Origin of the sequence: Brucella sp. NBRC 12950, assembly GCF_030268145.1 — a bacterium.
Lineage (GTDB): Bacteria > Pseudomonadota > Alphaproteobacteria > Rhizobiales > Rhizobiaceae > Brucella.
In genome coordinates this window covers 209110-222541 of record NZ_BSQC01000004.1, presented here as the reverse complement: position 1 = coordinate 222541, position 13432 = coordinate 209110, and the positions used below count along the sequence as shown (strand labels likewise).

Sequence of the window (13432 nt, the reverse complement as noted above, 5' to 3'; positions counted from 1 at the left end):
GATGAAACGTCTGCTTCTCACCGGCGCGTCAGGCAATCTGGGGCGTATGCTGGCTAAAAGACTGACACAGGCAGGCTATTGGCTGCGCTTGTCCGATATCGCACCGTTTCCCGATGTTATGCCGGAGAATGCCGAGTTCATTCAGGCCGATCTGATGGATGCCGGTGCCATTACCGAGCTTGTGCGCGGTACGGATGCGATTTTGCACTTTGGTGGCATCAGTGTGGAGCAGCCCTATGATGCGGTTGCCAAAGCCAATCTACTTGGTGTTACGCATGTTTTTGAAGCGGCAAGGGCTGAAAAGCAGCGCGTCATTTTCGCTAGCTCCAACCATACGATCGGCTTTTATCCTCGCGACAAGGCGCTTGGCGCGGATGAATCATATAGACCCGACGGCTATTACGGGCTTTCCAAGGCCTATGGTGAATTGCTCGGGCGCATGATGTTTGACAAGCACGGTATTGAAAGCGTGCATCTGCGTATCGGTTCCTGCGTGCCCGAGCCAACAGAAGCGCGGCATCTATCGACATGGCTTTCGCATGATGATCTGGTTCGGCTGCTGATAGCAGCTGTTGAAGCCCCAAAAACAGACGTTGCAATCGTCTGGGGCGTTTCCGCCAATGCCGCGCGCTGGTGGGAGAAGGATGATGCAGCGCTGATTGGTTATGTTCCGCAGGATGATGCTTCCCGCTACGGCGATCTGGCAGAAACCGGCGATGCTGTATCACGCAGATTTCAGGGCGGAACATTCACCGCCCATGACTACTCGCGTGAGGAATGAAGCTGTGGTGCCCATGGTTGTTGAACTCAACGCTTATAATTATCGTTTGAGGCTTGCCCCCCAATATGGTGCAGCTTTGCTTGAGGCAGAGTGGCACCACCCGGATGGCTCATGGGTAGAATTACTTGAGCCACTCGCAACACCCGAAGCGGGCCTGAAAGCGGGGTGTTTCGTGATGGCACCTTTTGCCAATCGTATAGATGGTGGGCGGTTCGCTTTTGAAGGAAAAACTGTTCAGCTGCGGATCAATGCGCCACAGGAAGGCATGGCTATTCATGGCTTTTCGAGGATGCATAGCTGGAAGGTGGTGGAGACCAGCGACAATCGGGTGCATGTGCGGGATGAGGTTCACAGTGACGACCATCCCTACTCATACAGGCTGGATCAAATCATCGATATTGCGCCTGATGGCTTTCGCATATCGCTGAGTATCCAGAATGAAGGCGACAGCGCTCTGCCATTCGGCATTGGCTTGCATCCGTGGTTTTCTAAAACCAACAAGGCAACGCTTGAATTTCAATCCAATGGCGCACCACAGCTTGATACACGCGGATTACCACAAGGTATCCCCGAAGCTATCGACTGGTTTACTCCGGGAAACACAATTGCTCTGTCAAAATTGTCGCTGGTGAATTGCTGTTTCACAGGCTGGAACCGTGAGGCGACAATACGCTGGCCGGAAACATCAACTGGCCTCCGGCTTAAAGGCGAGGGCGCGTTGCGGCATCTCCATGTTTTCAATCCACAGGATCGCGCAGTCTTTTGCGCTGAACCGGTAAGTCACCTGCCGGATGTTATCAATAGGCCAGCGCTTGGTGAGGATGCAGCCATGACAGTTCTCAATCCTGGAGAAGCGCTGACGGGTGCTCTCCTGTTCTCCGCTCATCTTTTGCCAGACAATGCACCTGGCATTTGCAGAAATTTGCGCAGCTCAAATACCGGGAAGGCCCTGAAATGACCAGAAAAGCATATGAAGATCTGCGTTCTGCGCGCTGGATGTTGCCAGATGATCAGCGTTCTTCCGGCCATCGTTCAAGAACCATGCAGATGGGGTATGATCCGGTGGATTGGGAGGGCAAACCAATCATCGCAATCATCAATACCTGGTCGGATGCACAACCTTGTCATGCGCATTTCAAGGATCGTGTTGAGTGGGTGAAGCGCGGCATTCTGCAAGCAGGCGGTTTTCCGCTTGAGCTTCCCGCATTGTCGCTTTCTGAAAGCTATGTGAAGCCAACAACCATGCTCTACCGCAACATGCTGGCGATGGAGACGGAAGAGCTTTTGCGTTCTCATCCGGTTGATGGTGCTGTCCTGATGGGCGGCTGTGACAAGACCACACCGGCACTCATTATGGGCGCCACCAGTGCTGGCTATCCCTTCATCTTCCTGCCTGCAGGCCCCATGCTTCGTGGCAACTATGCTGGAAAGACGCTTGGATCTGGCACGGATATGTTCAAGTTCTGGGATGAACGTCGCGCAGGCACCATTGGTAAGGAAGAATGGCAGGGCATTGAAGGTGGCATTGCCCGCAGCTACGGCCATTGCATGACGATGGGTACGGCATCCACCATGACAGTGATTGCAGAAGCCATGGGGCTGTCGCTGCCTGGTTCATCATCAATTCCTGCGGCTGATGCCAATCATCAGCGCATGTCGACGCAATGCGGTCGCCGCATTGTCGAGATGGTATGGGACGATCTGACGCCAGACCAGATTATCACACCGGCAGCGGTGAAGAATTCGGTTATTGTTGCAATGGCGACCGGTTGTTCCACCAATGCAATCATTCATCTGATTGCGATGGCGCGACGTGCAGGCGTTCCGCTTGAACTGGATGACCTTGATCGTATCGGACGAACAACACCTGTCATCGCCAATATCCGCCCCTCCGGTTCCACCTATCTGATGGAGGATTTTTATTATGCCGGTGGCATTCGCGCGCTGATGCGTCAGCTCGGCGACAAGCTCGATCCTTCAGCCATTACCATTACCGGAAAACCGCTGACCGAGGGGCTGGAAAAAGCGCAGATCTATAATGAGGATGTTATCAGGCCGTTGTCCAATCCGGTGTACCATGAAGGGTCACTGGCCGTCTTGAAGGGCAATCTCTGCCCGGATGGCGCAGTGATCAAGCCCGCTGCCTGCGATCCCAAATTTCATCGGCATACAGGCCCCGCGCTGGTCGCAGACAGCTATCCTGAGCTGAAGAAAATTATCGATGATCCTGATTATCCGCTGACGCCGGACACGGTTCTTGTGCTGCGCAATGCCGGTCCGCAGGGCGGGCCCGGAATGCCCGAATGGGGCATGATCCCGATGCCGAAAGCTCTGCTGAAGCTTGGTCTCAGGGATATGGTGCGAATTTCAGACGCGCGTATGTCAGGGACAAGCTTCGGTGCCTGTGTGCTGCATGTGGCACCAGAATCCTTTATCGGTGGACCGCTGGCCTTGCTGAAAACCGGCGATATGGTCGAGCTCGATATTTCGGCGCGCAGTCTCAACATGCTTGTTTCTGACGATGAACTGGCTGCCCGCCGTGCAGCTTGGGAAACGCCGGAACCCAAATATGAGCGTGGCTATGGCTTCGTCTTTTCCAAGCATGTCGAGCAGGCCGACAAGGGCTGCGATTTTGATTTCCTGAAAACCGATTTTGGTCGTCCGGTTGACGAGCCGGTCATTTATTAAGAGGCAGACCGATGTCAGACTATATTCTCACCGACGAAACACGCGCAAAATTGAAGAAGGTTTCAACTGCATCTGTTGCCACCGCTCTCTATAAGCGCGGACTGCGCAACCAGTTCATTCAGGGCTCGTTTCAGGTCGCACGTAAACCGGAAAACATGGTCGGTCAGGCTTTTACGCTGCGCTATATTCCAGCGCGCGAAGACCGCAATCCGATCACTGTTTTCCGTAATCCCGATCACAAGCAGCGTGTGGCCATCGAAACCTGTCCTCCGGGCTATGTTCTGGTGATGGATGCGCGCAAGGATGCGCGTGCTGCGACCGCAGGTTCCATTCTGGTGACGCGCCTTGCTTTGCGGGGCGCTGCAGGGATTGTCTCGGATGGCGGTTTTCGTGATGTGACGGGCATTGGTGAACTTGATATGCCCGCTTACTGCGCCAAAGCATCGGCCCCGACAAACCTCACACTACATGAAGCTATCGACATCAATGTTCCGATTTCCTGCGGAGATGCTGCGGTATTTCCGGGTGATGTGCTGGTGGGCGATGCTGACGGTGTCATGGTAATTCCGGCGCATCTTTGCGATGAAATTGCCGATGAATGCGTTGGCATGGAAGTCTTTGAAGATTTCGTTCTGGAAGAAGTGAACAACGGCGCGGCAATTATCGGCCTCTATCCTTGCACCAAGGATGAGTGGGCTAAGAAATTTGAGGGCTGGAAAAACGAAAACAATCGTTAGAGCACATCTCGAAAAGTGCGAAGCGGTTTTCGAAAAAAGATGCGCGTAAAAATAAACGGATAGAGCATTTCCAATCACTCAATCAAAACAGGAAATGCTCTAGGCGCCGTGCGCCCTCCTGGGCGCATAAAGGTCGCTCTAACACTCTATATTTACAGCATAATTTTACCTTAAACTGATTCAAGTTTAAGGAATTATGCTGTAGAGCGCATTCATGCCGTGATAAGAAAACACCGCCTCAAACGGGCGGTGTTCCATTGTCGCGGAGAACTTCGCCCGCAAGATAAAGTGAGCCACCGATCAGAATGCGTGGCGGCGCTTCATCATCGAGCCAGCTGTCATGCAAAATCTTGAGTGCGTTCTCGACCGAATGAACAGGCTCAGCCGAAAGCCCGGCCTTCTGTGCACTGATCGCCAGCTCATTATTCGGGATACCCGCATCACTTGATGGGATCGGCACGGTAAAGACATGGCGTGCCATGCCCGTAAAGGCCTCAAAATAGCCGACAGGGTCCTTTGTGTTGATCATGCCGGTGATGAGAAACAACGGTCGTGTAGAGCGTTCCTCGAGATCGCCAAAGGCTTCTGCAATGACAACGCCTGCGCCGGGATTATGTCCGCCATCAAGCCAGATTTCCGATGCAGCAGGCGCGAGATCGAAAAGCTTGCCATGGGTGAGGCGCTGCATCCGCGCAGGCCAGTCCACGACCATCATGGCCTTTTCAGCGGCCTTGTCGGTAATGGTGAAACCAGCCATCTGCACGGCTTCAATGGCAGCGGCAGCATTGGCGAGCTGGTGACGACCCGGCAGACGCGGCAATGGCAGATCGATCAGCCCATCTTCATTCTGGAAGACCATGCGGCCATGTTCCTCGAATGCGAAGAAATCCTGTCCATAGATCGACAGAGGGCAATCCAGGCGATCGGCGGTTGAGATCAGCACTTCGCGCGCCGCGTCAAAGGGCTGGAAGCCGATGACGACCGGGCAATCCTGTTTGATGATGCCAGCTTTTTCAACGGCAATCAGCTCAACACGGTCGCCCAGAAATGCCTGATGATCAACAGAGATCGGCATGATGAGGGATACGGCTGGTTCGGCAATGACGTTGGTCGCATCAAGGCGTCCGCCAAGACCCACTTCCATGATGACGACATCAGCCGGATGCTCGGAAAACAGCACAAAGGCTACGGCGGTCAGGACCTCGAAAACCGTGATGTGTTTGCCGTCATTGGCCTGTTCCACGCGTTCAATGGCATCAGCCAGAACATCGTCGGAAACAAACTTGCCGCCATTCTTGGAGGCGAGGCGATAGCGTTCATGCCAGTTCACAAGATGCGGAGAGGTATGAACGTGAACGCCCAAGCCGCTCGCTTCCAAAAGCGCGCGGCAGAAAGCACTTGCCGATCCTTTGCCATTGGTTCCGGCAATATGGATCACAGGCGGCAGGTTGAGGTGCGGATTGCCGAGCTTTTCCAGAAGACCGCGGATGCGGTCTAAGGAAAGATCAAAACCTTTTGGATGCAATTGCATCAGCCGTTCAATAACGGCATCCGCTTTTCCTGTCACGATTACGCCGCCTTGCTGTCAGCTTCTGGCTTCTTTGGTGAAGGTGCTGCTACCGGAGCATCGGTATTGGCGGGCTGTCTGGTCATGATTTTGAGCAGACGTGCAATGGTTGACTTCAGCTCAAGGCGCGAGACGACCATGTCGACCATGCCATGTTCCATCAGATATTCAGCGCTCTGGAAGCCTTCAGGCAGCTTTTCGCGAATGGTCTGTTCGATCACGCGAGGACCGGCGAAGCCGATCAGTGCGCCCGGCTCTGCAATGTGAATATCACCGAGCATTGCGTAGGAAGCGGTCACACCACCCGTTGTTGGGTTGGTAAGAACGACAATGTAAGGCAGGCCAGCTTCTTTGAGCATTTCCACGGCAACAGTGGTGCGTGGCAGCTGCATGAGCGACAGAATGCCTTCCTGCATACGGGCGCCGCCCGAAGCTGCAAAAAGAACCAGTGGACGCTTTAGCTCAATGGCCTTTTCAAAGCCCTGAATGATGGCTTCGCCAGCACCCATGCCGAGCGAGCCGCCCATGAAGCCGAAATCCTGAACGGTCGCGACAATCGGCAGACCTTCAATCGTGCCAAGACCATTGATGATCGCATCTTCCATACCGGTGCGCGACCGATAGTCCTTGAGGCGATCAATATACTTCTTTTCGTCGCGGAATTTGAGCGGATCGGTTGGAACCTTCGGGCTTTCCAGCGTCGTGTATTCGCCATTGTCGAAGAAGAAACGCAGACGGTCCTTGCCCTTGATGCGCATGTGATGGCCCGAGCCGGGGATCACGAACTGATTGCTCTCAAGGTCTTTATGAAACACCATTTCACCGGTCGATGGATCTTTGATCCAAAGGTTTTCCGGCATCTCGCGACGTCCGAGCATCGAATTGATCTTCGGACGAACGTAGTTGGTGATCCAGTTCATGACGTTTGGTTCCGTTTCTTGTTCTTCAAAAAACTCTAAAGCTCGTCGCGTTTATCGAATTCACACGACGCTCTTTAACTCGTTATCTTAACGCATGTCGTCGCCGGAAAACCGGTTCCCACTTTTGGGGGACATGCTCTAACTTCTTAAATGGACGATTTATTGGGCAGCTTCAAGGCGTGTTGCGCGAACACTTGCTGCCAATGCACTGACAAGTTTGGTGACAGCAGCTGCCGGATCACCCTTCACCTTGCCATTTTCATCGAGTTCGCCCGCGACTGCTTTGACGATAGCGGTGCCGACAACAACGCCGTCAGCAGCCTCAGCAATGGCTGCAGCCTGTTCAGGCGTCTTTACACCAAAGCCCACACAGATCGGCAGATCGGTGCTCTTCTTGATGTGGCGCACAGCATCCGCAACTCGCGCCGTATCGGCAATTGCCGAGCCGGTGATGCCGTTCATCGAGACGTAATAGACGAAACCCGACGAGTTGGTCAGTACCTTTGGAAGACGCTTGTCGTCAGTGGTTGGCGTGGTCAGGCGGATGAAGTTGAGGCCAGCCTCAGTGGCCGGAATGCACAGTTCCTTGTCCATTTCGGACGGCAGATCGACAATGATAAAACCATCAACGCCGGACGTCTTGGCATCAGCAAGGAAACGCTCGACGCCATAGATGTAAATCGGGTTGTAATAACCCATCAGGACGATTGGCGTTGTGTCGTCCTCTTTGCGGAAATCGGCTGCCAGCTGCAGGGTCTTCTTCAGTGTCTGCCCGGCTGCAAGTGAACGCAGGCCAGCAGCTTCAATCGCAGGGCCGTCGGCCATCGGATCGGAGAAAGGCATACCAAGCTCAATCACATCCGAGCCTGCTTTCGGCAAAGCCTTCATGACGGCAAGCGATGTCGCATAATCCGGGTCGCCGCCCATGAAATAAGTGACCAGTGCTGGACGTCCTTCGGACTTGAGCGCTGCAAATTTGGTGTCGATGCGTGTGGTCATACCGTGCCCCGTGGCAAAATGCGCGTAAGATAATCGGCGGTGGATTGACCGGACATAACCGTCTCCATCCAGGCGCGCCGTTCAAAGTCGATGATCCCCAGTTCCCATACGCAGGCCATCAACAAAGGCTGTGCGGGCATGAAGTCAATCTCGTCGCCGAGTTCGGACTGCCAGAGAATCTGTGTTGCGATGCCACCTTCCAGCCACCAGTGCAGAAGAAGCCACAGGCTTTCTTCACCCTGATGCAGAATAGCAAAACCAGCGCCGAGATGCGGCGTATGCTCAAGCTTTTCTGCAACCGATGCGATCTGTCTGCGGGCGATACCACGAGCCGCTTCTGCAAGCGGATTGGAAGGATCGGCTTCAATGATGCTGAGCTTGATTGTTGCCGAACCACACTCCGTCAGTCCGTCGAACCATGCGGCCCGCGGTCTGTAAGCATTTGTGTCGACAACAGCGTGGCTCATGCAATCCTCACATTTCCATGCCGAGCAGCTGCCCGACCGTGTGAACGTCCTTGTCGCCGCGACCGGACAGATTGACGATCATCACCTGATCCTTGCCCATGCTTGGTGCCATCTTCACGGCTTGCGCAATCGCATGAGCGGATTCAAGCGCTGGAATAATACCTTCAACGCGGGTGCAAAGCTGGAAAGCTTCAAGCGCTTCGTCGTCGAGGATCGGCACATAGTCAACGCGGCCGCTGTCTTTGAGCCATGAATGCTCAGGACCAACGCCCGGATAGTCGAGACCTGCGGAAACTGAATGGCCTTCGAGAATCTGGCCATCTTCGTTCTGCAGCAGATAGGTGCGGTTGCCATGCAGAACGCCGGGGCTGCCTGCACTCATCGAGGCACAATGCTCAACGCCATCAAGACCGCGACCGCCAGCTTCAACACCGACGATCTTGACCGATGCGTCGTCAAGGAACGGATGGAACAGGCCAATTGCGTTCGATCCGCCGCCGACGGCAGCAACGATCACATCCGGCAAACGGCCTTCCTGTTCAAGAATCTGCTTACGCGCTTCCACGCCAATCACCGACTGAAAATCGCGCACGAGTTCCGGATAAGGATGCGGACCAGCAGCGGTGCCAATCAGGTAATAGGTGTCTTCAACATTAGTGACCCAGTCGCGAAGTGCTTCGTTCATGGCGTCTTTGAGCGTGCCGTTGCCAGCCGTGACAGGCTTTACTTCGGCACCCAGCAGTTTCATGCGGAAGACGTTTGGCTTCTGACGTTCAACGTCGGTGGCACCCATATAGACCACGCAAGGCAGGCCGAAGCGGGCTGCAACGGTTGCCGATGCAACACCGTGCTGACCAGCGCCGGTTTCAGCGATGATGCGGGTCTTGCCCATGCGCTTGGCAAGCAGGATCTGGCCGAGGCAATTGTTGATCTTGTGGCTGCCGGTATGGTTCAGGTCTTCGCGCTTGAAGTAAATCTTCGCGCCGCCCAAATGTTTGGTCAGGCCTTCAGCATAATAAAGCTTGGAAGGGCGACCGGCATAATAGGTCGAAAGATCGGAAAGCTCGGCCTGAAATTCAGGATCGCTCTTTGCCGTATCATAGGCTTCCTGCAATTCGAGGATCAGCGGCATTAGCGTTTCGGCGACAAAGCGTCCGCCAAAAATGCCGAACATGCCTTCTTCATCCGGGCCTGTCTTATAGGAATTGGGTTCAACCGGCTTGTTCAATGCTGCCACTCCGTCATGTGCAGGCTATTTGTCTGGCATCAGACACAGCCTGAAAGAATTCTCTAATAAGACGCACATCCTTTTCGCCAGGTGCGCGCTCTACGCCGGACGATACATCGATACCCGGCGCACGCGTATTTTGCAGCGCCTCGGCAATGTTGCCCGCGTTCAGTCCACCGGAAAGCATGTAATCGACACTTTCGTCAAGCGCGTCGAGCAATGTCCAGTCAAAGGATACACCATTGCCGCCGGGAAGGTCTGAACCTTTCGGCGGTTTGGCATCAAAGAGAAAGCGATCTACGATACCCTTATAAGGCGCGATCACTTCGAGATCGTGCGCGTCACGAATTGCAAAAGCCTTTATCACCGGCAGGCCATAGCGCTTCTTCACAAAGCCCACGCGTTCAGGCGTTTCATGGCCATGCAGCTGCAACATGTCAGGCTTTAATTCGCGAACGATTTCATCAAGCGTTTCGTCATCCGCATCAACGCTCACAGCAACCACTTTGGCGCGGCCTTTTGCTGCTTCACGCAGACGCCCTGCATCAGCGGGGGTAAGATGGCGTGGGCTCTTTGGAAAGAAGATGAAGCCAATATGCGTCGCTCCGCCATCGAGAGCAGCATCGACTGCTTCAGGCGTTTTGAGACCGCATATTTTTATATCAAAAACCATGGCGTTTCCGTCGCACATATTGCGACGGGACTCAAGCCGTTCCCGGCGCTGTTTCGGCTGGCGCGTCATCATAACCCTGTGCGATCAGGGTATCATACGCTTCCATGACCTCAAGGGGAACTGCCTGCGCAATCTGAAAACCCAGTGCCGGATATTCCAGAATGCGCCGCAAATCGCCTGTCATTTCACGGACCAGCTTTTCGAATCCGTGAGCCGTTGTCGGCTGATCCTCGAAAGATGTAGCGGGTGCTGTGACAAAAGCCTTGGCTTCCGGCCATTGCCGGTCAACCGTTGCACGCACGCGGCGTTGCGTCTGTGGTTTGGTGACGAAAATCGGACTGATGGCACCTGGCACCATCTTTTCGCGCGAAAAAAGGATGTTTTCGCCAATATTGGTCGCTTTTGGCTCGATGATGATGGCGCTTTCCGGCACGCCTTCAGCAATTGCGATTTCCGCAAAGGCTTCGGCCTCCGATGCCTTGTAGAGCCCTTTGGTCCAGTTACCGCTATGGCCAGTGAACATGAGCCAGGTGCCAAGGCCCTGCATGTAGAGATCGGCCGCATGTTTTGCGACGCGGGTATCATAACTGCCTAAGCCGATAATGACATCGGCGGTCTGAAGTTCGTCATAGATGCAATGGTAATCCCATAGCACCCGGGCGGCATTTTGAATATTTGATGTCATGTAAAGTCGATAGCCTGTAATGCGCTGCCATTGCGCTTGAGCCATGCTTTGCAGCGCTCGGTATCGGGGCAAAGCTCTTGGCAGAGTTTCCAGAATTTCGGCCCATGGTTCATCTCGATCAGATGCGCCACTTCGTGGGCGACGAGATAGTTGATGACGGGCGGCGGGGCCATGCCGATGCGCCATGAGAAGGAAAGCACGCCATCGGAAGTACACGATCCCCAGCGGCTTTTGGTATCCTTGAACCGGACCGCCTTGGCTTTGCGGCCCACGGTTGCCGTATGACGGGCAACCAGTTGCTCGATGTCGCGTTTGACTTCGCGCTTGAGGTAATCGGCGACACGCCGCGAAAGATGTGCGGGGTCGCCATGAACGAGCAGAATATTGCCTTCCAGCAAATCCACCGTGCCACGTCCGGGCTGATGGGTGATGAGATGCGGCACACCGCGAATGGGTATTTTCACACCCACACGAAGGCCAGCCTGATCGGGCAATTTTGCAATGCGGCTTTCAATCCAGCCTTCATGGCGGATCAAAAAACTCTGCACTTCGCGGTCGGGCAAACCCGGTGGAATTGTAACACGCAGACCCTTACCGCCGGTCTCGATCCGAAGTGTCAGGCGTTTGGCGCGCGGGTTTTCAAGCACGCGCAAAGGCAATTCACGCCCTGCGACCGCATGAATGCGTTCGCTTCTGACTGTCGCCGACTGTTTAGCCTTCGATGAACGAAATAAGGAAAAGCCCATTCCTTAAAAATAAGTGATTCGCGAAAAAAGCCAGAAATTTTTGACGTTCAAAGCAAAACGACGCGGGACTAACCCGCGTCGTTACAGGTATTACAGCAATAATTTAGCGGTCAAATATCCGTGACATCGTTGCTGTCGGTCTTTGCTGGCGTGCGTTTGCCATTGGCGCGACGCTCATTCATGAAACGCTCGAACTCTTCCTTGTCACGGGCACGGCGAAGTTCCTGCGCATAGGCTTCGAAGTCGGCGCGGGCTTCTTCAAGCTTGCGGCGTTCTTCAGCCAGACGGTCGAGTTCTTCGCGGCGCCAGTCATCGAAAGCGGCATTGCCTGTCGTGCCGCCAAAGCCGAAGCTTTCACTTTTACCGCAGTTGCGGAAAGAGCCGAACATTGAGTCGGTCTTCTCGTTAACTTGGCGTTTGAAATCACCGAGGCGGTCGCCCCAGATAATATAGGCGAGCATGGCGAGGCCAAGCGGCCAGAAGAAGACAAAGCCCAGCACCATCAGCGCAATTGTCGCTGGTGTCCATGCGGGGCGGATCAATGCAGAATTTGTCATGGTCTACTCCGTCAGTTTAAAAGCATTTCCAGCAAAAGTGCGAAGCGGATTTGCGTGGAATAATGCGCCAAAGCAAATAGACAGAGCGGTTTATATCGGTATCTCAGAAATTGGCCGCTCTGAGGGCCGTTCGCTTAGTCTCGCGGCTTGAATTTGACGTGGTAAACCAATTGCGGCTTTTCAAGAATGTTGTGGGCCTGTTCCCGCCATGCGAGAGCTAAGCAATGTGATTATCTCGGAAATTTTTTCCGTAAATGTTCAAGCGTTGCCACTCCAAGACCTGCAATCAATGCCCAGAAGGCTGAGCCGACGCCGAAAAAGGCAATACCGGAGGCGGTGACAGTGAAGGTTACGATAGCAGCCAGCCGTTCTTCTTCATGCTTAAGTGCCAGCGACATTGCATTGATAAACGGTCCCATGAGAGCAAGGCCTGCCACCAGTGCAATCAGCGTTGCAGGCAGAACGGCAAAGATTGCCACCAGCGAAGCGCCGAATAAAGCGAAGACCACATAGAATGCCGCATAAACGGGCCCGGTCATCCAGCGCTTGGTCGGATCGGGATGGGCATCCGGATTGGTGCAAAGGGCGGCTGAAATGGCGGCAAGATTGCTGGTCCCTGCACCAAAGGGGGCGGTCAGCAGAGAGAATATCCCTGTTACCCTTAGGGCGGCGCTGGTTGGTGGCTCATAGCCGGATGCTCGTAATACGGCAAAGCCCGGAAGGTTCTGAGACGCCATCGTCACCAGATAAAGCGGAAGAGCGATGCCGATCATGGCGCCGATGTGAAACTCTGGCCAGATCAGCGTGAGTGTCGAGATCTCTGGCGCAGGCAATTGCGGAATGCGTCCTGTCAACAGCGCATAAGCCATGCCGAGTACGAGCACGGCAATGACGGCGAGTGATGGATTGAACAGGCGGATGATGAAGAAAAGCGCTACCAGCGGCAGAACGAAACTCGGATCAAGCGAGACAGATTTTGCAGCTGCAATGACGAAGCTAAGCAACACTCCGGCCAGCATTCCCGAAGCAACCGATGCCGGAATGCGTGAAACAAGCGTTGAAAGCTGACGGACCAATCCGGTGAGGATCAGCGCAAGAGCTGTTACGATGAAAGCGCCCACGGCTTCAGGCATGGTAAAACCGACACTTGCGCCGATCAGTGCCAGACCGGGTGTGGACCACGCCGCGATGATCGGCATTTTGTAGCGCACACTAAGCCATGCAGATGAACCAGCAATAGCCAGACACACTGCCGTCACCCAGCTTGCTGTTTCGGCCTGCGTTGCGCCCAGCACATTGGCCGCCGCTACAATGAGCGCCAGCGTGCTGCCAAAGCCGACAATGGCAGCAACCGCAGAAGACGCAAAAACCGAAAAGCGCATGA

General features: G+C 54.5%; 14 protein-coding genes. 4 read left to right on the top strand and 10 right to left on the bottom strand.

Annotated elements, in window-relative coordinates; all coding sequences use genetic code 11:
• Position 1 precedes the first annotated feature (1 nt).
• From QSJ70_RS08445 to QSJ70_RS08430, 4 genes are read left to right on the top strand one after another with little or no spacing between them, the layout of a single operon-like run.
• Positions 2-781 carry an NAD-dependent epimerase/dehydratase family protein gene (locus QSJ70_RS08445; protein ID WP_194779023.1) on the top strand — a complete coding sequence of 260 codons (780 nt, stop codon included), beginning with the start codon at positions 2-4 and terminating at the stop codon, positions 779-781.
• Complete coding sequence (locus QSJ70_RS08440; RefSeq protein WP_215775853.1) at positions 759-1739, top strand: aldose epimerase family protein; 981 nt, start codon at positions 759-761, stop codon at positions 1737-1739. The genes QSJ70_RS08445 and QSJ70_RS08440 overlap by 23 nt, the downstream gene beginning before the upstream one ends.
• The gene (gene araD / locus QSJ70_RS08435; RefSeq protein WP_285535734.1) at positions 1736-3469 is read left to right on the top strand and encodes an L-arabinonate dehydratase; all 1734 of its coding nucleotides are present in this window, start codon (positions 1736-1738) and stop codon (positions 3467-3469) included. Before QSJ70_RS08440 ends, araD begins: the two co-directional genes overlap by 4 nt.
• An 11-nt stretch (positions 3470-3480) precedes the next feature.
• A complete protein-coding gene (locus tag QSJ70_RS08430) occupies positions 3481-4206 on the top strand; it encodes a ribonuclease activity regulator RraA (RefSeq protein WP_215775855.1) in 726 nt (241 codons plus the stop codon).
• Between the two features lie 238 nt (positions 4207-4444).
• On the opposite strand, the gene QSJ70_RS08425 is transcribed toward QSJ70_RS08430, so the two are convergent.
• The 10 genes from QSJ70_RS08425 to QSJ70_RS08380 form a co-directional block, all read right to left on the bottom strand.
• On the bottom strand, positions 4445-5737 hold the full coding sequence (locus tag QSJ70_RS08425; RefSeq protein WP_083898611.1) for a bifunctional folylpolyglutamate synthase/dihydrofolate synthase: 1293 nt from the start codon (positions 5735-5737) through the stop codon (positions 4445-4447).
• A gap of 38 nt (positions 5738-5775) precedes the next feature.
• On the bottom strand, positions 5776-6693 hold the full coding sequence (accD, locus tag QSJ70_RS08420; RefSeq protein WP_007872617.1) for an acetyl-CoA carboxylase, carboxyltransferase subunit beta: 918 nt from the start codon (positions 6691-6693) through the stop codon (positions 5776-5778).
• Between the two features lie 159 nt (positions 6694-6852).
• Positions 6853-7692 carry a tryptophan synthase subunit alpha gene (gene trpA / locus QSJ70_RS08415; RefSeq protein WP_007872619.1) on the bottom strand — a complete coding sequence of 280 codons (840 nt, stop codon included), beginning with the start codon at positions 7690-7692 and terminating at the stop codon, positions 6853-6855.
• Entirely contained in the window at positions 7689-8159 is a 471-nt protein-coding gene (locus QSJ70_RS08410) for a hypothetical protein (protein WP_215775856.1), read from the bottom strand. The genes trpA and QSJ70_RS08410 overlap by 4 nt, the downstream gene beginning before the upstream one ends.
• 7 nt (positions 8160-8166) lie before the next feature.
• Positions 8167-9387: a tryptophan synthase subunit beta gene (gene trpB / locus QSJ70_RS08405; protein WP_007872625.1), complete on the bottom strand. Its 1221-nt coding sequence runs from the start codon at positions 9385-9387 to the stop codon at positions 8167-8169.
• Between the two features lie 13 nt (positions 9388-9400).
• Entirely contained in the window at positions 9401-10060 is a 660-nt protein-coding gene (locus tag QSJ70_RS08400) for a phosphoribosylanthranilate isomerase (RefSeq protein ID WP_215775857.1), read from the bottom strand.
• Between the two features lie 31 nt (positions 10061-10091).
• Entirely contained in the window at positions 10092-10745 is a 654-nt protein-coding gene (locus QSJ70_RS08395; RefSeq protein ID WP_215775858.1) for a YdcF family protein, read from the bottom strand.
• A complete protein-coding gene (locus tag QSJ70_RS08390) occupies positions 10742-11491 on the bottom strand; it encodes a M48 family metallopeptidase (protein ID WP_064322264.1) in 750 nt (249 codons plus the stop codon). Before QSJ70_RS08390 ends, QSJ70_RS08395 begins: the two co-directional genes overlap by 4 nt.
• A gap of 110 nt (positions 11492-11601) precedes the next feature.
• Positions 11602-12048 (bottom strand): DUF2852 domain-containing protein, encoded by a 447-nt coding sequence (locus tag QSJ70_RS08385; RefSeq protein WP_215775859.1) that lies wholly within the window; start codon positions 12046-12048, stop codon positions 11602-11604.
• 230 nt (positions 12049-12278) lie between these two features.
• Entirely contained in the window at positions 12279-13430 is a 1152-nt protein-coding gene (locus QSJ70_RS08380) for a benzoate/H(+) symporter BenE family transporter (RefSeq protein WP_215775860.1), read from the bottom strand.
• Positions 13431-13432: the final 2 nt, after the last annotated feature.

What these genes read in the sequence shown, in the direction of transcription:
- accD (WP_007872617.1), bottom strand. Translation starts at nt 6,693, where the DNA reads ATGAACTGGATCACCAACTACGTTCGTCCGAAGATCAATTCGATGCTC.
- QSJ70_RS08400 (WP_215775857.1), bottom strand. Translation starts at nt 10,060, where the DNA reads ATGGTTTTTGATATAAAAATATGCGGTCTCAAAACGCCTGAAGCAGTC.
- QSJ70_RS08440 (WP_215775853.1), top strand. Translation starts at nt 759, where the DNA reads ATGACTACTCGCGTGAGGAATGAAGCTGTGGTGCCCATGGTTGTTGAA.
- QSJ70_RS08445 (WP_194779023.1), top strand. Translation starts at nt 2, where the DNA reads ATGAAACGTCTGCTTCTCACCGGCGCGTCAGGCAATCTGGGGCGTATG.
- QSJ70_RS08385 (WP_215775859.1), bottom strand. Translation starts at nt 12,048, where the DNA reads ATGACAAATTCTGCATTGATCCGCCCCGCATGGACACCAGCGACAATT.
- trpA (WP_007872619.1), bottom strand. Translation starts at nt 7,692, where the DNA reads ATGACCACACGCATCGACACCAAATTTGCAGCGCTCAAGTCCGAAGGA.
- araD (WP_285535734.1), top strand. Translation starts at nt 1,736, where the DNA reads ATGACCAGAAAAGCATATGAAGATCTGCGTTCTGCGCGCTGGATGTTG.
- QSJ70_RS08395 (WP_215775858.1), bottom strand. Translation starts at nt 10,745, where the DNA reads ATGACATCAAATATTCAAAATGCCGCCCGGGTGCTATGGGATTACCAT.
- QSJ70_RS08380 (WP_215775860.1), bottom strand. Translation starts at nt 13,430, where the DNA reads ATGCGCTTTTCGGTTTTTGCGTCTTCTGCGGTTGCTGCCATTGTCGGC.
- QSJ70_RS08425 (WP_083898611.1), bottom strand. Translation starts at nt 5,737, where the DNA reads ATGCAATTGCATCCAAAAGGTTTTGATCTTTCCTTAGACCGCATCCGC.
- QSJ70_RS08390 (WP_064322264.1), bottom strand. Translation starts at nt 11,491, where the DNA reads ATGGGCTTTTCCTTATTTCGTTCATCGAAGGCTAAACAGTCGGCGACA.
- QSJ70_RS08430 (WP_215775855.1), top strand. Translation starts at nt 3,481, where the DNA reads ATGTCAGACTATATTCTCACCGACGAAACACGCGCAAAATTGAAGAAG.
- QSJ70_RS08410 (WP_215775856.1), bottom strand. Translation starts at nt 8,159, where the DNA reads ATGAGCCACGCTGTTGTCGACACAAATGCTTACAGACCGCGGGCCGCA.